This is a genomic window from Paenibacillus sp. FSL H8-0548 (assembly GCF_038630985.1).
Classification (GTDB): Bacteria; Bacillota; Bacilli; order Paenibacillales; family Paenibacillaceae; genus Pristimantibacillus.
The window spans coordinates 1130625-1155000 of sequence record NZ_CP152049.1; the positions used below are offsets into that span (position 1 = coordinate 1130625).

13 protein-coding genes (1 of these 13 running past the window's edge) are annotated in these 24376 nt (G+C 47.3%); 10 read left to right on the top strand and 3 right to left on the bottom strand.

All coding sequences use genetic code 11. The annotated features are described in order from the left end of the window. Positions 1–111 precede the first annotated feature (111 nt). The gene (locus MHI37_RS04700) at positions 112–1962 is read left to right on the top strand and encodes a 3'-5' exonuclease (RefSeq protein WP_076337929.1); all 1851 of its coding nucleotides are present in this window, start codon (positions 112–114) and stop codon (positions 1960–1962) included. Between the two features lie 81 nt (positions 1963–2043). On the opposite strand, the gene MHI37_RS04705 is transcribed toward MHI37_RS04700, so the two are convergent. Further along, on the bottom strand, positions 2044–5592 hold the full coding sequence (locus tag MHI37_RS04705; protein WP_076337930.1) for an Npt1/Npt2 family nucleotide transporter: 3549 nt from the start codon (positions 5590–5592) through the stop codon (positions 2044–2046). Positions 5593–6104: 512 nt separating this feature from the next. Between MHI37_RS04705 and MHI37_RS04710 the strand changes: the two genes are divergently transcribed. The 6 genes from MHI37_RS04710 (at position 6105) to MHI37_RS04735 (ending at position 15654) form a co-directional block, all read left to right on the top strand. Continuing rightward, positions 6105–6290: a hypothetical protein gene (locus MHI37_RS04710; RefSeq protein ID WP_144023727.1), complete on the top strand. Its 186-nt coding sequence runs from the start codon at positions 6105–6107 to the stop codon at positions 6288–6290. Between the two features lie 186 nt (positions 6291–6476). Beyond that, a complete protein-coding gene (locus MHI37_RS04715; protein ID WP_076337931.1) occupies positions 6477–7496 on the top strand; it encodes a type II TA system antitoxin MqsA family protein in 1020 nt (339 codons plus the stop codon). Between the two features lie 447 nt (positions 7497–7943). Further along, positions 7944–8990: a Wadjet anti-phage system protein JetD domain-containing protein gene (locus tag MHI37_RS04720; protein ID WP_076337932.1), complete on the top strand. Its 1047-nt coding sequence runs from the start codon at positions 7944–7946 to the stop codon at positions 8988–8990. After that, positions 8978–10510, top strand: a complete 1533-nt coding sequence (locus MHI37_RS04725; protein ID WP_076337933.1) for a replicative DNA helicase — start codon at positions 8978–8980, stop codon at positions 10508–10510. The genes MHI37_RS04720 and MHI37_RS04725 overlap by 13 nt, the downstream gene beginning before the upstream one ends. Beyond that, entirely contained in the window at positions 10500–11255 is a 756-nt protein-coding gene (locus MHI37_RS04730; protein WP_076337934.1) for a DUF6063 family protein, read from the top strand. The genes MHI37_RS04725 and MHI37_RS04730 overlap by 11 nt, the downstream gene beginning before the upstream one ends. Next, positions 11239–15654, top strand: a complete 4416-nt coding sequence (locus MHI37_RS04735) for a hypothetical protein (RefSeq protein ID WP_076337935.1) — start codon at positions 11239–11241, stop codon at positions 15652–15654. The genes MHI37_RS04730 and MHI37_RS04735 overlap by 17 nt, the downstream gene beginning before the upstream one ends. Positions 15655–15771: 117 nt before the next feature. On the opposite strand, the gene MHI37_RS04740 is transcribed toward MHI37_RS04735, so the two are convergent. Together MHI37_RS04740 and MHI37_RS04745 are read right to left on the bottom strand one after the other, a co-directional pair. Further along, positions 15772–16095: an AzlD domain-containing protein gene (locus tag MHI37_RS04740; protein ID WP_076337936.1), complete on the bottom strand. Its 324-nt coding sequence runs from the start codon at positions 16093–16095 to the stop codon at positions 15772–15774. Further along, complete coding sequence (locus MHI37_RS04745; RefSeq protein ID WP_076337937.1) at positions 16092–16814, bottom strand: AzlC family ABC transporter permease; 723 nt, start codon at positions 16812–16814, stop codon at positions 16092–16094. The genes MHI37_RS04740 and MHI37_RS04745 overlap by 4 nt, the downstream gene beginning before the upstream one ends. A 184-nt stretch (positions 16815–16998) precedes the next feature. Here MHI37_RS04745 and MHI37_RS04750 point away from each other — a divergent pair, with 184 nt between their 5' ends. The 3 genes from MHI37_RS04750 to htpX form a co-directional block, all read left to right on the top strand. Next, positions 16999–22854 (top strand): DUF3320 domain-containing protein, encoded by a 5856-nt coding sequence (locus MHI37_RS04750; RefSeq protein ID WP_083676368.1) that lies wholly within the window; start codon positions 16999–17001, stop codon positions 22852–22854. A 34-nt stretch (positions 22855–22888) separates the two neighbouring features. Beyond that, positions 22889–23434, top strand: a complete 546-nt coding sequence (locus MHI37_RS04755; RefSeq protein WP_076337939.1) for a LemA family protein — start codon at positions 22889–22891, stop codon at positions 23432–23434. A gap of 128 nt (positions 23435–23562) precedes the next feature. Further along, positions 23563–24376, top strand: the 5' portion of a protein-coding gene (gene htpX, locus MHI37_RS04760) for a zinc metalloprotease HtpX (protein ID WP_076337940.1). It continues 71 nt past the right edge of the window; only the first 814 of its 885 coding nucleotides appear in the window; the start codon lies at positions 23563–23565; the stop codon falls past the right edge of the window.

The window sequence follows — 24376 nt, forward strand, 5'->3', positions numbered from 1 at the left end:
GCTACTTCTGCGAGACTAAACTCTCCCTTCCTCTAAAATATTTTTGCTTGTTTCCTTCCCGAGCTTTATACTATCATCAACCAGCAAAAACAGAACTGGAGGTGACAAAGGATGGCTTACATGGTCCCAGAGGTGATACGGACGAGTGCCACTGCGGGAGAGCGAATGCTGTTTCGAACGCTGAAGGAGCATTTAGCGGATGACTACGTGGTGTATTACGAACCGGAAATCGAAGGGGTACAGCTTGATTTTGTCATCATCGGTCCAGATCTGGGGGTTGTGGTTCTTGAAGTTTGGAACTATACCCGGTCAGCTTTACTGCAAATTGATCAAGACGAATGGCAGCTTCACTCGTCTACGGGACGCATAGAGGCTGTCACCAATCCATATAAGCAAGCTAGGGACAAAGCACGGCATGTCTCGAACATGCTGAAACAAGATCCGCATCTCTTGGAGGAGAAAGGACGCCAGCTCAAATTCCGCTGCGGCTTCGGTACGGTTTTTACGCGAATGGAGCAGGAGGATTTCGAAAAGCACCATTTGTACGACGTCATTTCTCCACAGTTTGTGCTTTGCCGTGACGAGGTTGACCCTGATGAGGCGGGTTTCTCTGCCGAGCTTCTTATCGAAAAAATTCATAGCATGTTTACGGTATGGAGCCGCAGTAGTATTATTTTGTCGAACGAGCAAATTCAGTCCATTCGCTCTTATCTGCAGCCTGAGGTGCGTATCAGCGCCGAATACCGCCAGCAGAAAGACGATCAGAATCAGCTGCTGCTGTCACTGCACCCGATTAAGACGGCGGATTTACATTCGGAAAATAGGACGAACTCGCTCACTGGCACACGCCGTAAGGCAGCAGGCGCCAGTAGACGAATCAAAGTTCTCGCCAATCGAGCCAAAGCGCTTGCCAAGCAGCATCCCGATTGGAAAATCCTTGTCCTGAGCGACAGTTTTTCTTTATCGACAAGCCTGCGGGAGCTCATTGACGAGCTAATGGATGAGCCTGAGGATCTTTTTGACTGGCTCATGCTTGAGGAGCAAAAGGAAAAGAAGATCCACGAGCATAATGTGGAGGTCTATCATTTTCATGAGTGGCTTTCTAAAAAGTTAAATGCCCGAGCTGCCGATGTGTCTGACATTATTGTAAAGCTGGAGAAGAAAGAGGCCATTTTGCCGTCCTACGATGTTATTCTCATTGATGAGGGGCAGGCGTTTGACTCGGAATGGTTGAGGCTGCTTCATTATATGCTGAGGCCAAGCCTACAAAATACAGGCCCTGAAACGAAGGGACGTTCTCGCATCGTATCGATGAACTATCGCAATTCAGCCCAAATCGTACAGTTCGCTTGGAGCTTTTATCAGAAGCATTCGCGTCTGCGAAGCAGCATGCAGGAGGGCTCGATCGATGGAGTCGATATCATCCCTCCCCAAAGCACGCAGCGCAAGGGGCCTGAGCCGGCGATATTACGCAGCAATAGCTTGAAAGAAGAGATGGAGGCTGTCGCAAGCCGCATTCAGTATCTGCATAACGACCGGAAAGTCGCCTATGCGGAAATGGCCATTTTGTACCGTGTAAAAAATAACTATCATATGTCCTATATTGATCTGATTCGCAAGGAGCTAGGGCTTCAAAACCTTCCGTTTCATTGGGTGGCCGAAAATGATGCGGATACGCCGCATCAGGCTAATGACAAATCAAAGGATGGTGTTCAGATCCTGGCCGTTGACCAAGCCAAAGGCCAAGATTTTCGGGCCGTATTCATCGTGAACTCGGAAAATATGCCGCTCTCGCTGGAGGAGGCCGAGGAACGCGAGGTTTCGCTCTTCTATATGGCGATGACCCGGGCGCTGGATTGGTTATGCATCTCCTACAGCGGGGATTCGAAGTTCACGCTTTATCTGGACGAGCTCCAGCAGCAGCGGAAGCAGAAAAAAACGTCCGTAAAGCATATGGGCTAAACGGAAACCAGCTTGATAAGAGAAAGACCGTCAAAGATGCAGTACATGCATCCTGACGGTCTTTCCTTCGCAATACAACGATTACACCAACCGCTCCGTATCCTGCGTCCGCTCCACCAGCACACGCATCAAGCTCTTCAATACATGCAGCTTCTGAAAGCAGAAAGCGAATACCTGCTCCCTTGTGAGCTCCAGCAACAGGCTGCGGCTGCTGGCAGTACAATCGGCAGAGCGGGGCTGGCCATCGATGATTGCCATCTCCCCGAAGCATTGCCCTATCCCAAGTGCGGCCAGCTGCTCAGAGCCCTTATGCACTTGGATCGTGCCCTCGATAATGCCATACATCGTGTCTCCATCCTCACCGATCGCACAAACCTTCTCACCAGCCTCATACACCGACTCCTCAACCATTTGAGCGAGCAGAATAAAATCATCCTGTGAGCAGTGGGCGAACAGACTGATTTTCTGCAGCACCAGAATACGTCTAATAATCGTCTCGTTTCGGTCCTCTTCAGCAAGCGATATAAGCGCATCACCCTCCGGGGCAGCTGCCTCTTGAACAACTTCCAATAGTGAAGAGGAAACCTTCGCATTCGTGGAGCGCAGCCGGAGGGATAACAGCTTCATCAGCTCCATTGCAATTTCCGTCCGGTCGAAAATAATTTCATAAAATGCGCTCGAGGTCAGCTCATACAGCACGACATCCTCCTCGGCGATTACGGTTGCAGATCGCACCCTCTGCGTAATGACACTCATTTCGCCAAAATAATCGTATGCGCCAAGCTCGTTAACTTTGACACCATTGACATAGATACCTGTGTTGCCCTGCTCAATGAGGTAGAGAGAATCTCCATTTTCTCCTTCACGGACGATTTCAGTACCCTTTCGTAGGGAGACCGCTTGCAGTCGCTTAGCAATATTGAAGAAATCCCGGCCCGTTAATCCTGCAAATAAGGCTACACGCTTTAATAGGTGAATTTGCTTCATCAGTGTATGTTGTTCACGGCTCTCTTCCGACGCTGTTAAATAATCAATACTAACATTCAACCACGGATCGCCTTGGTCATAAAACCAACGCAATGTCTTCTCTTCGCGTAGGGCAGATGGAGCCTCATAGCTAGGCACGTATGTGGATGAAATAATTTTGGTCATATCTGCCCGCAATTTACCTTTAAGCAGCTGGTCAATAACTTCTACGGCATTGGCTTGCTGCCTAGCATCTCCGTCTTTCCAATTGGCATGTACCGCATGGATTGCCTTCGAATCATAAAGAAAGGCCAGCAATTGAAAAATCCTCTTCACATGACGCAGCCGCATCTGCTCGATCGCTTCAGAAAGCTCGGTCATATGATCCGAATGACCAAGCGCTTTGCTTTGCTCTACCCATTCGAAGTAGTAGGAAATCTCCTGATGAATCAAATGCTCCGCATGCTTTTTGTCTACTTGATTGGAACCGGCATGAATCCGTGTTGCGGATTCAAGTGCTTTTTCCCTAAGCTCACTGGGAAACAGCAAGTAATGCTGCAATAAACAATCCAGCGCAGCTTGCGTTCCAATTTCCTCTAATACGCGGGGCAATTGAAGATTGAGCTCCTTTGCGACCATATAGGACTCTAGCAGCGGAATAATGACAGCCTCGTCATAGCCCTTTAATGCATTCGTCGCTTGTTCGCGGACTTTACTATCACTCAGCAGCGGAATAATGTATGCAACCAGCTCAGGTACTCGCAGCAAAGCAGCAGATTTTAGTGCTCGTATACGAACGAGGGAGGAAGAGTCCCCCAGCATAGGAATTAACGGTTTATAAAAGCTAGCGATGCCAATTTGACCGAACAAGCCAGCCATCGCTATCCGTTCTTCTTCATGGCCGTTCTCGAGCAGCTCTTTTAAAACGCCGACAGCATGGAACATGCCCTCGATTCCGTAATATTTAATTAACGCCACGATAGCCGCCGCTCGCAGATTGACATCCTCTTCATGTAAGTAGGAAATAATTCGATCCAAATGCTCATCCTGAGCATAGGCAGCCAAAGCTAAGATGGCGTGGGAGCGTATGATTGCAGCTTCTGTGGTTAGATGTGCTTCAAGCTTTAACACTCCACCTGCAGGCGTCGCGAATTGAATGAATTTCAACGCTTCAATCTGCACCTCTTGAACAGGATGCTTCAGTAAAGGCTCGATATGTACATTCATATCAAATTCTGGAATGCCGCGTAATATTTTAAAAGCATATAACGACTCCTGCTTGTCTTGGCTATGCAGTGCTGCTGCAAGGATCTGGATGCTAGCAGGGTCCACGAAATCCGGCTCTTCCTGCATGTCTATACCCTTTGATTGCAATGTGGACAACAGCATGCTGAGATAGTTCTTTTTGATTTTTATCGCGGCGAAAATACAGCAGCCAATTAACGCGAGTATGAAATAGCTGAATTGCTCTATCGCAAACCACTGTGACAATACAATGAGACTGATTGCCGCAATCCCCTTGGCGCCATTGCGTACGATCCCATCGAGGAATCCCTTGGCTCTGCCGCGCCATTCAGGGGGAACAGGGAACATGATGAGCTGATTGACTGAGGAGTTAATCGTATCCCCCAGTACCTTATCACTAGCCTTAACCGCAGTTGCAATAGCAAGCACAGGCATAATTAAGAGGGCAAAGCTTCCCGTGAATAACACGATCGGAAAAACAAGAATGGCAATCATAACACCGAAGCGGGTAATCATTTTCCCAGAAATAAATAATTGCACGAAGAGCGCCAGCAATCCCGCAAAACCATAAAAGCTGCCCATAAAGCTGGCGAGCTCTTCATTTTGCAAGGTGCCGCGAAGAATGACTTTGAATTGATAATCGATCAGGGTCAGGGATATGGTGAGCGTTCCAGCCATAATAGCGACATACTTCAGATGAGGTACACTCTGGAACAAGCCTTGCTTCACTTCGGTTGCTTTTTTGCGTGCTTTGGACGTCTTTTTGAGAATGGATTTAATCGCAAAAAACTCGGCAGGGCTTGGTATTCCGCGCAGAAGCTTAATAACGAATAGGAGGCACAATAGCTGCGCGCCCGCATAGATGAAGATTAGATTCTCAGTACCTAATGGCTGCACAAGCAGCTTTAGGCTGAAGCCGCTTACAATACCGCCGACTAGGCCGCCGCTCCCGACCAAACCAATCATGCGCTTCGCTTTGCGCCCATCCATAATCGAGGTTGCAAATTGCCAGAAGCATACGATCATCAGAAAGTTTAGAACATCGTATCCGATGTAGATGACAGGAAAAATCCAGTTAAAACCGATGCCGACAAAAATTCGCGAGAGGAGTGCCAGCACGGAAGAGAAGAGAATAACGCTAACGACTAATTGATCGGTACGGAAGCGTCCGCATAACCTTTGATAGATAAACCCAGTAAGTAGGAGAGTAGCCGCTTGGGGCAAATACATATAAGATAATACAGAAGCGTCATATCGGCTGAGGAATAGTGTATCAGCAGCCGTCCGGCTGAGGGTTGAAGCAGAAACGATAAAAAATAAATAACCAAACAAATAGAAAATTTTCGTATATTCGGCTCGGTCAGTTTCAAACTGACGAGCGAGCTGGGCAACTGGCTTTAGCATACTATTTCTAAACATACTGCTTCTTCCTCTCTATTTCTGTTCCTGCTAAAAAATATGCTAAAGAGAAAAGTATATATCAATAAAATAGATTTATAAACAAAAATTTCTAGCTGAGTGAAGGAGCTGTGTAAAATGAAAATTGAATCGAATAATAAGAGTTCTTTTATGTATAAGTTGAACTAAACATTTACGTTTTGGTCGCTGCGCGAGAAGATCATTCTTACGATCGCTGTTGCAGCCAGATTCTTTGATTTCCTAAGACATCTAAAGGTAAGAATCCGGCTGCAAAGGCGAACACTTCGTTTCTCCAGAACGATCTTCTCGCTTCGCTAAATCTTAATTTTTCAAAATATAGGAAAGGATATCATTTCGCCATACTTTCTCTATATTTCTCGGAATGAAACGCGCTGGCGCCGCCAAAGGACGGCGATAGCCGTTTCACCTTGGTTTCAGGCACGTAACGTCGATTACGTTGTACAAACTGCAGCGTAGCGGCATTACTTACTAGCATGAGTCCAAACGAGTTTATGCTTACAATTAGAAGCGTTGATCGGAGTGGACATTTTATATTGGAATACACATTATCCAAGCTAGCCTATCTCGATCATTCGCAGCAAAACATGTTCGTCTGCGGTGGATTTAATTTGGACCCGTCAACTATTAAGAAAATAGAATTATTTTTCTCAGCGAATGTGGATGGTATGGCTCTGTAGAGTTACTACAGAGGTTTAGTTCGCCTATGACTTATTTTGAGGAACTATTCATCGCTCGTCAAAAAGTATCAATTGAACCTTTTGAAGAATTAATGCATGATAAAAGTATCAATTGATACTTTCTGTTTAAAATGAGGAGGGGTGTTGTACCTATATATAAATTTGGGATTTTTGGAGGTAATGATCTTGACGAAACGTATCCGTTACTGCAATGAGTGCCGATGTGAGCGTGAAGTTCAAATTAAAGAAAGAGAAGCACTTTTGACATATGGGGATGAATCTTTTTCGGTCATTGAGGTTTTTGCAGCATGTATGGCCTGTGGCCAAGAGGTTTCTGATGAAGAACTCGACTCGTTAACATTAAGAAGATTACAGCAAGCCTATGAATTAAAGCATACGTATCATGCGGAAGGAATAAAGAAAATCAGGTTATACTTTGGTTTTACTCAACCTGTATTTGCTAAAATTTTAAATATTGGATTGTCCACTTTAAAAAGATACGAACGTGGTGGATCTTCACCGGACGTCACCCAAATGGGTATTTTTAAATTATTGAAGTATGCACCAGAAAACATGCTCAAATTTTATGAGACGAATCTTTTGAACTTGCTGCCCTCAGAGAAAGAAATTGTTGAAAAAAGGTTTCTTGAATTGTTTGGAGAGAGTGAGTACGAACGAAGCTGCTATCATTTATTTGAAACGATCTATAAACCTTTTGAAAACTCTATAAGTAATGGGGATGTACATTTTCACACTAATAAGTTTTTAAACATGATTTTATTTTTCACACAGCATGGAGTATTAAAGACAAAACTAATGAAACTTTTATGGTATTCTGATTTTCTGCACTTCAAGAGATTTCAAAGCTCAATAAGTGGAGTTACGTATATTCACAAACCATATGGACCTGTTCCCAAAGAATATGAGGCGGTTCTGGCCTATATGGAAAGCAGCGGACAAATTGCTATTTTGGTTGAGGAAGGTGATGATGGTTACACAAGAATTTCTATCACATCGCAGCGACAGCTTCAAGATGAATGGTTTTCGCCGGCCGAATTTCAGACGTTATCGGAAATAGTGACATACTTTGAATCGTTTGGTTCTCGCGAAATTAGCGATTATGCGCATAGAACAAGCGCATGGCTTGAAACTGTGGATGATCAAATCATCGAATACTCTTATGCTGGTTCTATTCAATTGCAATAAAGATTGTATAAATCAAATAAGCCGATTGCCAGATTAAATTGAGCGAGCGGCTTTTTTTATGCATTTTCCGACCCTGTTGATAACGATGCTGCGCGAGCAGCCGGAGAGCGGATAACGAAAGCTAACGGAAGCCAGAGACGCTAAAGCTCCATTTTTGGCTAGCGTCACATTTTAACGGAAGCCAGAGACGCTATTCCGCAGAAATGAAGCGAGATCGGGCGTGTAGGGTGCAAATAGAGGCCCCTGTTTCCGTTACATTCTTGAAACGAAAAATAAAGGCGATTTAGCGTCTGTGGTTTCCGTTAGAAGTGTGAGCGGATCCCTCTACGAATTCCAATCAACCGTAAGGGTGATTTTGTTCCAAATCAGTTTCTTAAGTTTCTCATGTCATCAACCTATCGCATTTTGATATAATAGAACTAAATTTGTCATTTAAGGTGTGAAAATATGCCTATTAGGCAGCAAATAGAGAGTTATTTGAGTCGGCACAAGAAACAGACCATTTCCTTGGCAGAGCTGGAGGGAATCTGCTCGGCTAGTTCGACTAGCTATCAGGAGCTTGGTGAAGTACTTATGTCTTTAGAGGCTAGTGAAGCATTGCAGATGGTAAAGGCACAAGGACGCAACGGAAAGCAGCCCTCGCTTGCCTATAACTATCGGATTAATAAAAGCAAGTTTAAGCTGGACTTGCATCGCCAGCTGCAGCAGGCAAGACTTCAACTGCATCCGCATATTCGAATAGATGCCTATTATAGCTTGCCAGCAGAAGCATGGCAGCAAGATGAGCCGAGAATTAGGCAGATCGATGAATATTTAAGAAGAGAGTCGCTCCCGGAGGAGTCTGTCCCTGCTCCTGAGCGCAGCTTTGCATTGGTTGGTGATGAAAAATGGATTACAGAAAACAACGGAATGGAGCTGCTCGAGCGAATTGGCCTATGGTCGTCGATGCGAATCATATCGGTGGCAGACCCGTTGATGCTTGCTTTTAACCCGCAACAGGCGGGACTTGCAGCGCAGCTTCATCTCATTGTGGAGAATAAAACGACTTATCAAGGCTTGCTTCCAGCGTTGGCTGACACACAGTTCTCGACTTTGATCTATGGCTGTGGGAAGAAGATTATTAAGAGCATTGAGTTATTCGAGCTGCAGCTTCCATTGCCAGAAGCGCGGCATAACTTTTATTATTTTGGAGACATAGATCATGAAGGCATTAATATTTGGGCATCGCTGAATGAGAGGATGAAATTACTTTATCAATCGGAGGCTCGGCTTGCGCTGCCTTTTTACCGGGCATGTCTGGCGAAGGAAAATGTATTTGGCAAGGAAACGCAAAGACGGGATCTGCTCGCAGTGGAAGCATTTAGCTCCCATTTCACCGAGGCGGAGCAAGCTAGCATTAATAGCTGTCTAGCATCCGGAGGCTATTACCCGCAAGAAATATTGAAGACAGCGGAGCTTAAAGCGCTTTGGAGGTCGGCCGCATGGATCATTTAGATTTGAATTTGGAACAGCTTACGAATGGCTTCAAGGATCGTATGACGAAGCTTGCTCTATTTGATCCCTTGTTTGAGCTGCGGGGCAAACGAAGGACAGATCGTCAGCAAAAGCCTATTGATATGATGGAGCTTGGGCTGCTGTCGCTGCTGTTCTTCTTCGAACAGAAGCTGATTCGCAGCAGCAAGGCGGGCATTAAGGAGCTTGCACAGTATTTGTACCGCGCTACGGCTGCTGTCTATGATCTTGGAGAGACAGAGGTTGAAGCCGAGGAGCTTGCGCGGCAGATCGTACAGGTGTTTCGGCCGGCATCGGGCAAGAAGCGGGAGTTTTCCTTCTATAACTGGGAGACAAAGCAAGCGGAGCAAGCCCATATCTCCATTCTTCGCGCTCATGCATTTGATCTCAAAACAAATACACAATACTATACGCTGGATGAGGATGGGCTGGAGCTCGTTTTTGCGACAAAAGAGTTTTATATGGAGTTTCAGTTGTCCATTCATCAGCTTGTGCTGCGCAAGCAGCTGGAGAAGGGTGAGTTTCTCGGTGCATTGCGGCAAATTAATGAGATGCGGGTGGATGTGGAATCTCTGCAGGAGAGAATGCAGAAGCTGGAGCATGAAATCAAGCGCAATATCGTATCAGAGGAAACGTTTAATCGGTATAAGGCTTTGCTCGACGACATTTATTCTCGGTTGAACAGGGAGAATGAAGAGTTTGAGGAGCTAAGGCAATTTAGCAAGGATACGAAGGATCGCATACAGGCGGAGGCGGCGCGAAGCAAGGATCAACGCCCTTATGAGCTGATTTTGAAAATAGGAAATGAGCTTGAGAGCGTACATGGCGAGCATACGGTGCTATTTCGCCAAAGCATGGATTTGAAAGCACATGCCTTATCAGCAGCAAGGGAATCCCTCTATTATACGGGACTTCATTCCTTTAGCTTTGAGCAGGATATCGCATCGCTTATTTTTAGCGTGCCCTTGCCGCTTGAGAGCATGAAAGGGATCATTGCCCCCTTGTTGAATGTGGAGCAGTCGAAGCAGTGGTCTTTGCTAACGGTTTGGGCAGAGCAAAATATTCAAGAGGAGCAAGATAGCTCGGATAGGGACAATAGCTTCATGGAGGCCCAGACAGAAGAGCAGAGTGAAATGTTTATTGAGGAACGCAAGCGCGCATTCTCTTATTATATGGAATTGCTTATAGGCTTAATGGAAGAAGAAAACCGAGTAGACCTCTCGCGCTTGATCGAGCATGTGAAGGAGCTTGGGCAGGAAAAGCTGCTTGCGAAGCGCTCCTTTTATGATTTTTGGCTGCTGCTGCATCAGCGAAGTCCGCTTCAGTCTGTTAATCAGCATGCAGAGGATATGGACAAGAGCCAGTGGCTGGAGTCTGTGATTAGTCAGCTCGGCCAGCGGACACTGTATGTTCGAGAGGCGAAATCACTCTTTAAAGTAAATGAGAGATTCACGATCCAAAACATGTGGATGTCATGGGAGGAGGACGGTTATGGCGATTGATCATAATGTAGTGATGAAGGCGTTCCGTATGTATGTGCAGTTAGCACGCGATACTTATGCGGGGAAAGAGCTTTTACAAGAATATGTAGCAGATGATGCGTTGCGGGGACTTGTGGATCAATTTGCGCGCGAGGTGGATTGTGTGACGGTAGTGGCAGGCGAACAGCTCTATATGATTCCGGAGACGCGGCTATCGCCATTCCATGTGAGCAATGATTATATTAAAAAAAATTACATGCGAACGAATGCAGTGAATGCGGATCTTTATTTAATGTATGTGTGCATCATTGTACTTATCGGTGCTTTCTATGACAGTTATCAGACACTTGAGCCGACCCGCAGCTTCCTGCGGCTTGATGAGTGGACGGAACTCGTTAATGAGCGAATCGTTATGCTTGCCGAGCACTCTGAAGAGGAGTTAAAGGCGATGGAGAAGGAGTTCTCCTACCACTGGACCTCAATCATTGAGAAGTGGGAAGCGATGGATGATGTGAAAGAAACGGCGCAGCGTCAGAGCGGAAATACAATTAGCCGAGTAAGCTTTATTGATACGGTAAAGCGGTTTATGATTGCGCAGGAGCTAGTTCAGGATATCGGAAACCAGGAGCTGGTTTTAACAGAAAAATCCAAGATCGTTGTGCAGCGGTATTTTATGGAGCTGGAATATAACCGAGGGGTATTAGAGTTTCTTTATCAGTTTGAGCATAGCAGGAAGGAGGAAGCAGGCCATGCCGGCAATCTCTAAAATTCGTTTTACGAATGTCGTTTATGAGGATGGAAATAAGCGATATAATGACGAGGTTTTTCAATTCGACGGTCATAACGGAGCCATATTGCTGGAGAACGGCGGCGGTAAAACGGTATTTATTCAAACTGCGCTCCAAGCAGTACTGCCGCATAGCGATCTGGCAGGGCGAAAGCTTAAGGAAACTTTTTCTCTTGAAAATGGTCCGGCGCATGTGGCGATTGAGTGGATTTTGAATGAGCGGCCTAGAAGATATGCGGTCACCTGCGTCACGCTGTTTTTGACGGGGACTGGTCTGGACTCGCTTCGTTATGTGTATGATTATGCTGCGCATGATGCGGATGGTATCGATGAAATTCCGTTTGTCAAAAAAGTGCAGGGCAAGTCGCGTCCTTCGGAAAAAGGTGAAATACAGGACTATTATCAGTCCATGACAGCTAAACGAATGAACGCTCATCTGTTTCCGACGATTAAGAGCTATCACAAATATTTGGAGGAGCAGCTGCATATCATTGCCGCAGAATGGGATTGGATAGCCAAAATCAATCAAACGGAAGGCGGAATCGAGCATTTCTTCGATGAATGCAAGACGACAACGCTTCTATTTGATCGGCTGCTCATTCCCGTTGTGGAGGATTCAATGTCCGGTTATGCGGACGGCAAGTTTGCGGAAGCATTTGAATCGCATCGCAAGATCTTCAAGCGATATAAGGAGCTTAAGGAGGAGGTAGAAGAGAACGAGCGTATTTTGGTTGAGCTTAATACCTACGTGACCGCCTATGAGAAGGTGAATGCGAAGCAAATCATATATGGAGAGCAGCAGAGTGAGGCTAAAGGCTACTGGCGTGCTGCTCAGGAACAGGAGGATGCCCAGGGTCGCTTGCTAACACAGCTTGAGGATCAGCAGTTGCAATGGAATCATCGCAGAGCACAATTACAGCGGCAAAAGGATTCTCTAGAAATTGCACGGGAGCGGCAGGAGCTGGAGGCTAGCCAGCAAATGGCTCAATTGGTAGACGATGATAAGCAGCTTGTGGATGAACAGAGGCAGAATGCGGAGCGGCAATACTATTCTCTTCGTTATGCCGAATATAAGAAGCAGAGAACAGAAGCAAGGGAGCAGGAGCACTCCGCGGAGCAGCAGCTTAGCGAGCTAGGGCAGTCAGAGGATGAGCGTGAGCTGGACGAAGCTTGGGAAAGCAATAACGGGCAGCTGCGGTATTTGCTTGATTCTTTAGAGAATAGATGGGAAGCGGAAAAGCTTCTTTTAGAGCAGGACATAAATGCGCGGCTCGAAAGGCTGGCTCTGGAGGAGCAGCGCGTAGCGGAGCTGGGTAAGGAGCTGCGTGCTTGTGAGGACCAGAGTCTTGAGCTGAGAACGAGCGAGAGTGCCTTGGAGCAGCGGCGAAATGAGATTAGCAAAGAAATCTTGGCCAATCCAGCGATGGAGAAGGTAGAGGACAAGCTGGTCTTGTGGATTGTCAGGCAGCAGGAGCTTGATGACAGCAATGTTTCACTTGAGCAAAAAAACAGAGAAATAGTTAAGCGTAGAGCAGAGCTGCAGGAGCATACGGCCCAAATTCAATCGGCGATACGCCATGAGGTTGAGAGCCTTAGTGGTCATGAGGCAGATTTGGCTGCACAGCAGCAAGCTCAGCAAGCGGTGCTAGTTGAATTAAGCAGGCTGCGTCCGTCCTGGGAGAAACTTCAAACGGTCTATGATCGACAAGACTCGATTGAGCGTCAGCTGGAGGAGGAAGCTGAGCGTCTGTTAGGCGATAAGGAGCGGCTATTGCAGCAGGAGCGCTTAACCTTTCGTTTTGTAGATGATTATGCGGGGCAGGATCGTTTTTTTGCAGATTCATTTATAGCAAGTGTCATCCAAAAGTGGTCTAATCAGTTTACAGTGCTTATGACGGGCATTGAATATTTGGAAAATATGCCGTTATCAAGTGAAGAATCGGTTTCATCGCTATGGGCGCTTACGCTTATTACGCTGGAAGCGGATAAGTCTGAGCTGAGCAAAAGGCTGTCCGCTTATTCCATGCAGCTTCAATATCCGATTCGGATTCTTTCTACGGACGAGGCTGCTGCATTTGCCAAGGGCGAGGAGTCGGATCTAGAACAGCAATGGGTGGAGCCTGCGCATTGGGCGAGCAACGCAGAGAGAGCCTCGTTCCAGCAATGGCAGCATGAGGCGCTGGAAACGGCGGAACGTTCAAGGCAGGCGCGAATCTTGCAGGAGGAAGAGCTGACGAGTTGGCAGGATGCGGGTAAGCTATTCTCGCGTTTCATTAAGGAGTATCCCTTTGATCAGCTGCAGCAGCTTGAGAAGCTTATCGTCTTGGGGAAGGAACGACTGCGTCAGCATGAGCGTGAGTTGGAGCAGCTTCGGTCGCTGCTCGAACAGGATGAGGCTGCGCACGCTCAGAACGCCAAAAGAATCGAAACGCAGAAGGATGAGCATCATCAGCTTAGCCACTGGCTCTCTCAAGCTCAGAAGTATATGAAGCTGGGGAAAGAGATCGTTGAGCTGCAGAAGCAGCTTGCAAGCATCAAGGAGCAAGCTGCTGCGATTAACAGAAGAGCAGCATTACAGAAACGAGACTATAATGCGCTGCAGGAGCAGCTGTCAGTCCTTGAACGGGAGCTGCAACAGGCCGAGAATGAATTGCTGGTGCTGCGGGCACAGGATGTATACTCTGAAGTTCGCGGTTTCCTTCCGCTTGCAACTGATCTGCACATCGAACGGTTGAAGGAGCAGCGTATTCGGCTGTTTCAACGCAGAATGCAAATAACGAAGAGTCGAAGCGAGCTGGAAACGAAACGTGATGCTGCCAAGGCCAAAAAAAATACGCTGGACGATGAGATGACGCGGCTGCAATCTGAGCATGCGGGTTTGCTGCTTAATATGCTTTTTCCGTTAAACGGAACAGAACGAATGAAGGAACTGCTCGTAGATCTACAGCAGCTCAAGGAGAAGCAAAACCGCTTGACTGCTGAATATAAGCAAGCTGATCAGAAGCTTACTCGTCAGGATGAGAAGGTTAAGCTGCTGCTGGTGATGTATGCTCGTGAGCATAAGGATGAACAGCCGCTGCTCTTTCACGAAAGCTTATCGTCAATAGGGTCGCGGCTGGAGGAAGAGGATAGCCTCTTAGCGACAGAGAAGCGCGATCTTGATCGGCTAAGCAAGCTGCTTCATTCACAGCTTGAGAAAATCCAGAAAGCGATAAATGAGCTAAGGCCGTATAAGCTGCTGCATGGATTTGAAAATCCGCACATTGTGGCAGCGGATCTCCCAGCGGAAGCAACTACAAATTTCGGCTATAATCCAGTCGCTATCGTTCATGCGATGCTGGAGCAGCTCTCTATCTGCTATCAAGCAGTAGAGGAAGAGGAGAAACGGCTAGCTAAAGCGCGTGATCGTTTTAAAAGCTTTTGCCGCAGATATATTCATAATGTGAAGCTTCGGGAAATGGCTGAACAGGGTGTTGAACAGGCGGCGTCCTATGGGCAGATACTTACATTCCATGAAACGATGCAGAAACGAATTCATAACGCCAATCATATTGCCGAGGAAACGATGCGGACGGATAATCAGCAGCTGGAGCAATATATCGTCCATGTCCATGCCCATTTGAAGCAGGTTGCCGCGGAGCTTAAAGATATTCCGAATAAGACACGGGTCAAAACGGATAACGAGTGGAAGCCGATTTATACGTTCACGATTCCCGATTGGGAGGAGCAAGACGGAAAAGGCGCGATTCGGCAGTATTTGGACTGGATTACAACACAGCTTGAGCATGAGAAATATAAGAACGAGCAAGGACAGGCACAAGATGCTGCAGTCAAAAAGGATTTGGCGAAATGGCTGGATACAAAGCAGCTGCTTCAGGTTATTCTTAAGGATAAAGCGATGAAGGTAACTTGTCGCAAGGTAACGAATGAGAATACGCTCACTAGAGCTGCCTACTCATGGGAGCAATCAAACAATTGGTCCGGCGGTGAGAAGTGGAGCAAGAATATGACTTTATTCCTCGGGCTGCTTAATTATACGGCTGAGAAGCGGCAGCATATTCAAACAGGAATGAAGCGTCACCGTGCAGTAATTTTAGACAACCCCTTTGGCAAGGCATCAAGTGATCATGTACTCAGTCCGGTTTTCTTTATTGCAGAGCAGTTAGGATTTCAAATGATTGCATTGACTGCGCATGCGACAGGAAAGTTTCTTCAGGATTATTTCCCCATCGTCTTTAGCTGCAGGCTGCGCCATGCAGCGGGTGCGGACAAGCAAATTATGACGAAGGAAAAGACGATTAATCAAGCCTACTTCCGCGACCACGCGCCATTATCGATGGAACGTCTGGGCGATGTGACGCAGGTGGAGCTGTTTTAGGTAATGTGAAGCTCCAAAGAGTACGGGAAACTTAAAGCGTATGTGGAAAGCCGCTGCTCACCACACACGCTTTTTTGTTTGCAGTAATAACACTCACACCCTAACAGACGAACCTCGTCAGAAAATCCACCTAACCAAAGCAGCGGTCAAAATGCCTGCGACAACCGTGAGCAGCAAGCTTTTTGTTTTTAGAGCCGTCAGCAGTGTGGGCACGAGGATCATTAAATGAAGCCAGTTGATCGCCGGTATCGAAGCAGTTGGACGAATAGCTCCTTGAACGATAAGTGCGGTTAGCAGGCATACCGGAATATAGGAGAGCCATTTGACAATGGGGGCTGGCAGCTTGAGCTTTCGAATAACAGCAAACGGGAGGGTGCGTGGGATGAACGTTACGATTGCACAGCCTGCGATAATAAGAAGCAGATGGAGATCGACCGTCACTTTTCGCTCACCACCCCGATCGCAGCACAAATGACAGTGGAAAGAAGGACTGCAGCATAAATAGAAAAGAAGGACGATAGGATGTACATAGCTAAAACCGTATAGGCAATGAGTACAAGATAATGTCTCAGCTTGGATGCTGGCAGAGCGATCATTTGCAGAACGAGCAGCGCCACGAACATTGCGGTTAATGCAAAGTCTAGTCCAAACGCCTCCGGGTTCCCTATCCAGCTGCCCATCCAGCCGCCTGCTAGGCAGGAAGCGATCCACGTAACATAAGCGGTAACGTTCAACCCATTTATCCACCGATCGTTAATCGCGAGTCCCTTGGAAACTCGCAGTGATGTAACTCCAAAGGATTCATCGGTCAGGAGGGCTCCTATTCCTATATTTTTCAGCAGTGAGTAGCGCGTAAAGTGAGGGGAGAGCGCTGCACTCATCAGGAAGTGACGTAAGTTAACGAGAAACGTTGTTGCAATAATGGCTGAAGGAGGACTCATAGCAACTAGCATGGCACAAATGATAAATTGAGAGGCGCCCGCATAGACTAAAGCCGAGAGTAGTCCAATTTCCAAAATGCTTAAATGAGCTGAATTGCCGACAACGCCAGCGGCCAATCCGATACCGATATAGCCTAGCAGCGTAGGAATGCAATCTTGAACGCCTTGTTTGAAGGTTAGGTTTTCTTCCTTTTGTAAGCTGTATTCCACTTCCAAGATGACTGCCTCCTTATTTCATCCATTATACAACAAGAAGGATGAGTTTTTTGTGATAAAAAGTCGATATTTGCTTAATTATTGGAAATAAAATGCTATTATAGAATCAATATAAAATTAGAAGTTAGTTACCTATTTGGTCGTGATAGAGCTTAGAAAGCTACTAAAGGGTTGGGAGGCTTATGTGTTGAATCAGAGCGTTCGCTGCGAATGGGAATATAGCAAAGTCATTAATTATGCGATGCAGCAAAATCATGTCCCTATCGTTAGGAAAATCGTGTTGACCAATGTGACAGAGGAGGATATTCGCCTCGTTACGGTCAAGCTGTCGGCAGAACCGGCATATGCATATGAGTGGACTAAGGTGCTGGATGTGTTGCCCGCAGGGCAATCGATTGATTTGGGTGTTATGCATGTGCAGCTTTTAGGCTCTTACCTAGCGGGTTTATCCGAGCGTGTGACTGGACTTCTTACCCTTTCGGTTATTCAAAATGAGAAGTCTTGCTTCGAGGAGCGGGCTTCGATTACGATTCTTGCTTTTGATGAATGGAGCGGCCTTGCCATATTGCCAGAGATGGCTGCGTCGTTTGTGACGCCTAATCATTCGCAGGTGCTGCAGGTAGTGCGAGAGGCAGCTAGTACATTAGGGAAATGGAATGGCAGCCCGACCTTTAGTGCTTACCAGAGCAAGGACCCTAATCGTGCTCGCCTTCAGGCGGCTGCTATTTATAGTGTCATTCAAAGCAAAGCCATTGCTTATTGTGTTGCTCCGCCGAGCTTTGAACAAATCGGGCAGCGTGTTCGGCTGTTGGATACGATCTTCGCGTATCGCCTAGGCAATTGCTTGGATTTAACACTGCTTTATGCTGCCTGCTTGGAGGCGGTTGGTTTGCATCCTTTGCTTATTTTCACGGAAGGTCATGCATTTGTCGGGGTATGGCTGATCGAAGAAACCTTCTCTGAGAGTGTACAGGACGATATATCGCTGCTTACCAAAAGAATTGCACCGGGTATTAATGAAATCTGTTTGATAGAAGCTACCTATCTGAATGAGGGGCAAACGGCACGATTTGATGAGGCCTCCGCCCGCGCTAATCAGCATTTGCATGATCCGGATAAGTTTGATTGTATCGTCGATGTTAAGCGAGCTCGCGCAGGCGGGATTCGCCCACTGCCGCTTCGCACGGAAAAGTCCGGCGGATGGGAGCTCGAAGCAGAACCGGTAAAGAGTGAACATGAGCATCTGGCTCCTGAACTCATGGACGTACTGGAGAAGCCGATAGAGGTAGATACAATTCCGATTAGCAGGCAGAAGCAATGGGAACGTCGTCTGCTGGATTTGTCACTGCGAAATACGCTTATTAATTTCAAATTAACGAAATCAAGCATTCAGATTATGACGACGCAGCTAGGTGAGCTTGAGGATGAGCTTGCTGAGCGCGGAGAGTTCGAAATGTTGCCGAGGCCGAGCGATTGGCAGGATGATTTGCGCAGCATTAGTTTATTTCAAAGCATTCGCAGCAACCATCCCATGGAGCAGCTGCTGCGTGAAGAATTTAATCGCAAGCGGCTGAGGGTAGATTTGAAAGATAATGAGCTGGAGAAAAGGGTGGTGCATCTCTATCGTTCTGCTCGTCTTTCATTAGAGGAGAATGGGGCCAACACACTTTATTTGGCACTCGGCGTACTGAAATGGTATGAGTCGCCAGCAAGCGAGCTGCCGAGATACGCGCCGCTTGTGCTAATACCGGTTCAAATTATAAAGAAGCTGTCACGAAGTGGGTATATCGTTCGCGGACTGGACGAGGAGCCGCAAATCAATATTACGCTGCTCGAAATGCTGCGTCAGGATTTTGGCATAGCGATTGGCGGCCTCGATACACTTCCGCGTGATGACAAGGGCGTCGATTTGAAGCAAATATTCAATGTCATAAGACATGCGATGCTGCAAGTGCCAAGGTGGGATGTGGAGGAATCCGCTTATTTGGGGTTGTTTTCTTTTGGCCAATTTGTGATGTGGAATGATATTCGTACGCGTTCAAATGAGCTGGCGCAAAATAAAATTGTGGCAAGCTTGATGGCGAATCAGCTGCAATGGCAGCAGCAGGAAGAAGTTAGCACGACCCCGCTTGATGAGCAGCATCCCGGTGAACAGCTGGTGCCGATTAGTACGGATTCCTCGCAGCTATCTGCGATTCGGGCTGCCGCCGCTGGTCAAAGCTTTGTTCTGCACGGACCGCCCGGAACCGGCAAATCGCAGACGATTACGAATATGATCGCGAATGCATTGGCGAGCGGCAAGCGAGTGCTGTTCGTAGCAGAGAAGATGGCCGCCTTATCCGTCGTACAGAAACGATTGGAGAATATCGGCTTGGGGTCATTTTGCTTGGAGCTTCACTCCAATAAAAGCACGAAACGTGCTGTGTTGGATCAGTTAGGCGCGGCTATAGACGCCCCTCGTGTTATGCCTCCAGAGCAATGGAGCAAAGAGGCTGATCGCTTGGCTAACCTACGAGGCGAGCTAAACGGCTATATATCAGCGCTGCATCGCAAGCAGTCTTTTGGCTTTTCTTTATTTGAAGCTATTGCTGGTTATGAGCAGACGGGCACTGGACCAGATATCGTCGTCTTTGATCAGGCGGATATCGGAGCATTAACACCTGAAAAAATAACCGTGTGGCGAGACTTGGTTGCGCAGTTGTTAGCTGCTAGTCTGCAATGCGGCGGCCTAGCAGGACATATATGGCGTGATGCGCGTGTGACCTTATTTACGCAAAGCTTAAAGTCGGATGTAGAGCAAGCTTTGCTCGGGTATGGCGGCGTAATGAACTCAGTTGAGGATGCCTTGCAGAAGATGATGAGCATATTGCAGCTATCGCACATGCCGCTTCGTTATGCAAAGGTCCAAACGCTGGCGAAGCTCATTGGGCTGATGCTTAGCGTTCCCGATGTATTGCCTGCCTTGCTTCAAGGAGCTGACGCAGAGCAGACAGTCGGTCGTCTGAGAAGGCTCAGCCAGCAAGGTGAGCGAAGAGATCAGATTAGGCAAATCGTTGTCGAGCATTTCACACCAGAGGCTGTTCAGCTGGATGCGCCCATGCTGCTCTCTGAATGGGCCAAAGCAGAGCTGAAGTGGCTTCTGCCTAAGCTGCTTATGCAGAAGCGGATTGTGAAACAGTTAAAAGCGATGGCGGCTCCTAGCCGAATCATTCAGAAGGAGCAAGCCAGGGAGCATTTATCTCGAATCGTGCAGTGGCAAGAGGAAGAGAAGAAGCTGGCATCAGAGGCTGATGGTGCTAAAGAGCTGCTTGGCTCTGAGCTTTGGAATGAGGGGCAAGCCAATTGGCAAGCAATTTCAGAGGCTGCAGACTGGGCAAGCTCTCTTCATAGCTGCTTAGTGGAATGGCATGGGGACCTGCATGCTGCGATGCAAACAAAAGAACGAATAGCTGCTTTATTAGAAGGGGGACGTCATGCTTTCGCTCAGCATAACGTGATATTCAGTCAGGCGGCTTCGCTATTTAGCCAAGCAGAAGGCTGCGAACAGCGGCTGAGCGAGCTGCTGCATTTGGAGCTAGATGAGCTTGCAGCTGAGGCAGGTGACTCGAGCTGGTATGGCTTTATGCGGCTGCGAGCAGAAGGCTGGCAAGCTCATCTTCATGAGCTGCGCGACTGGTGCGCATGGCGCCGAATACGGGAGCAAGCAGCGGAAGCTGGTCTTAGTGCTTTGCTTATTGCACATGAAGCAGGGCAAATGCCCGATACGGAGCTCATGCTTGTATATGAACGAGGGCTGTATAAAAGCTGCGCCAGCTATATTTTTGACCAAGAGGAGCTGCTAGGTTCATTTTCTGGTACACTTTTCGAAGAAAAAATAAATCGGTTTCGTGAGACTGATCGGCGGTTTGAACAGCTTACTCGTCAGGAAATTGCGGCAAGGCTCTCAGCGAGAGTACCGCAAATGTCGCAGGAGGCTGCTCAAAGCTCGGAAGCAGGTATTTTGCAGCGGGCGATTCGAAGCGGAGGAAGAGCGATGTCTATCCGCAAGCTGCTGGACAATATCCCTAACCTACTGCCGCGCTTAACGCCATGTATGCTGATGAGTCCGATTTCTGTTGCTCAATATTTGGACCCGAAGAGCCCTAAATTTGATTTGGTCATATTTGATGAAGCCTCTCAGGTACCTACGGCTGAAGCTGTGGGCGCATTGGCAAGAGGTCATCAAGCGGTTATTGTGGGAGATCCGAAGCAGCTTCCACCGACCAGCTTCTTCTCCAAATCAAGCGAGGAGTTTGATGAGGAGAACGAGATGGCTCAGGATATGGAGAGCATATTGGATGATTGCCTAGCGCTTGGTATGTACCAAATGCATCTATCTTGGCATTATCGCAGTCGCCATGAGAGCTTAATTGCATTCAGCAATGCTCATTATTACGATAACAAGCTAATGACCTTCCCTTCACCTGATGAACCAGTTTCTAGCGTTTCATGGCGACCGGTAGAGGGGTATTATGACCGTGGGCGAACGAAGCACAACCGCGCCGAAGGCAATGCAGTCGTAGCTGAAATTGTCCGTCGCTTGAAGGATGAGGACCTTCGCCAGCAGAGCATCGGAGTCGTTACCTTCAGCTCCGTGCAGCAGACGCTTATCGAAGACTTATTAGATGAAGCGCTGCGCAAGGAGCCATCGCTTGAGCTGCTGCTTCCAGAACTTCCGGAGCCTATTTTTGTCAAAAATTTAGAAAATGTTCAAGGTGATGAGCGTGACATTATTTTATTTTCTATCGGTTATGGTCCGGATGCCTCCGGCAAGGTGAGCTTGAACTTTGGACCGCTGAATCGGAAGGGGGGCTGGCGGCGCCTTAATGTCGCCGTCTCGCGGGCAAGACAAGAGATGCTGGTATTCTCAACGCTGCATGCTCATCAATTGAGCGCGAGCCGTACAAGCGCGGAAGGCGTCATTGGCCTGAAGGCATTCCTTGATTACGCGGAGAAAGGAAAGCAGGGATTGCCAACTACCGCAATGACGAAACAGACGCTTGTTATCCCTAATGTACATCGGGCGCTCGCAGAGGAGCTGACTAGCCGAGGCTACGAGGTTGATCTTTATATCGGATCATCGGGCTATCGACTTGATGTGGGGATACGAGATCCGAAGCAGCACGGTCAATATCAGCTCGGTATATTACTTGATGGTCCAATGTATAAGGATGCCAAGACAGCTCGCGATCGTGACGTCCTGCGTATTCAGGTGCTGGAGCAGCTTGGCTGGAGTCTTCATCATCTTTGGCTTCCGGACTGGTGGGAGAACAGAGAGGCGGAGCTGCGGAAGATTGAGAAGGCAATTGAAAATGCGGGAACACGGAAGCAATCAGCAGCCACGGCCCGAAGAGAAACGACCAAGCCCTCGCCCCATATGTTTGTTGCCATTCCGCAGAATCCGATTGAGGAAGAAAACGATTCTTCTATATTAAGCGGGGGAGCGGTATACAGACGCTCAACGCTGGAGCCGGTAACATTCTCTACAGAGGCATTCTACAATACTGGACATACACTGCTTATTTTGGAGCAAATGAAGCAAGTTATTAAGGAGGAGGGGCCGATTAGCCGTTCTCTTCTCATCAAGCGTGTTCTTCAAGCATGGGGAATATCGCGGATGGGGGCTAAGCTGGAGCGTCATTTCGAGGAGCTTCTTGCAAAATTAAACCTGCAGCGCACACATACAGATGGCATGCTATTTCTATGGCCGGAAGATATAGAGCCTGAAGCATATAGCGGATTTCGTATTGCTGCAAACGAAACAGATCGCCGAAGCGCAGAGGAGCTGCCTGCCGAAGAGCTGGCCAATGTCATTAAAGCGGTATTGTTGACCCAAATTAGCTTGCCGCAGGAGGATGTAGTAAAGCAAACGGTTAAGCAGCTTGGCTATGCAAGATCTGGCTCTGCTTTGGATAAAGCGGCTAGAAACGGCATAAGCTGTGCCATCGAGCGCGGCTTTGCATTTGTGAATGAGGATGGTCGAATCGTAATGAAGGATAATTGAACCAAAAATGTGAAATAAGAATGGAGTGCTAACGATGGGATTGATTATTGGAATTGTCATAGCCGTTATTTTGGTTATCTATGTGATTGCAACGTATAACGGGCTTGTGAAGATGAGGAACTGGGTGAAGGAAGCATGGAGCCAGATTGACGTTCAGCTGAAGCGCCGTCATGATTTGATTCCAAATCTGCTCGAAACGGTCAAGGGCTATGCCAAGCATGAGCAGGAAACGTTGAATCTGGTCGTTCAGGCTCGTAATCAGATGCTCAGCGGTACGCCGAATGAGAGAATGGAAGCCGATAATCAGCTGCAAGGCGCATTGAAGTCTATTTTTGCGCTTAGTGAGGCTTATCCTGATTTGAAGGCCAATCAAAACTTCATGAGCTTGCAGGAGGAATTAACCAATTCTGAGAACAAAGTAGCGTATTCCCGTCAGCTGTACAATAAAACAGTTGCTGAATACAACATTAAGCGCGAGTCATTTCCATCTAATATCATTGCCGGGATGTTCAGCTTTAAAGAGGAGCAGCTGCTGGTTACCCCTGAAGCGGAGAAAATCGTACCGAAAATCACCTTTTAAAAAAAGAATAGAAACCTCTACTGGTCTGAGCATCATATTCGGCTTATATTCTAAACGCAGTATGAGCTTCCTTACTGAAACCAATTAATATGGAAGCTCATACTCGCCCAAGGAAAAGGATGAAAGCTATGCTTTATAAGCAAATTGAACAAAATAAACGCAAAACCGTGCTGCTTGTGCTGCTCTTTAGCGTAATCGTGCTTGGAGCGGGCATTGCAGTTGGCTATTTGGGATTTGGGGATATATGGATCGGGGCGATCATAGCGGCGGTAATATTGCTCGTTTATGTTCCGATTACTTATATGTCTGCAAGCTCGCAGGTGCTTCGCATGTCAGGGGCTGTTCTTGCAAATGAAGAAACTCATAAGCAGCTTTATCATATCGTGGAGGAGCTTTGTATACCTGCCCGAATCCCGATGCCAAAAATTTACGTGATCAACGATCCCTCTCCGAACGCTTTTGCAACAGGGATCAAGCCTGAGAAAGGCGCGGTCGCTTTTACAACAGGTTTGCTTGAGCAGCTGAATCGGGAGGAGCTCGAGGCGGTTGCTGCCCATGAGCTTGCCCATATCCGTAATTATGATATTCGTCTAATGACGATTTCGATTGCTTTAATATCCGTCGTGGCTATTTTAGCCGATATCGGCTCAAGGATGTTATTTACGCAAAGAAGGAACGACAATAAAAAAACGCATCCAGCATTTTATATTGTTGCACTCATTTTTATTCTGTTATCACCGCTTGCAGCCAGGTTCGTCCATTTAGCAGTTTCAAGAAACCGTGAGTATTTGGCGGATGCTACAGCGGTAGAGCTGACTCGTAATTCTCTTGGCTTGCAAAATGCTTTGCGGAAAATTAGCTCCAGCAGTCTGGATGTGCGCAAAGCTAAAAAGTCTACTGCATCGCTCTATATCTCGAGTCCCTTTAGTAAGCTTCGCAAAG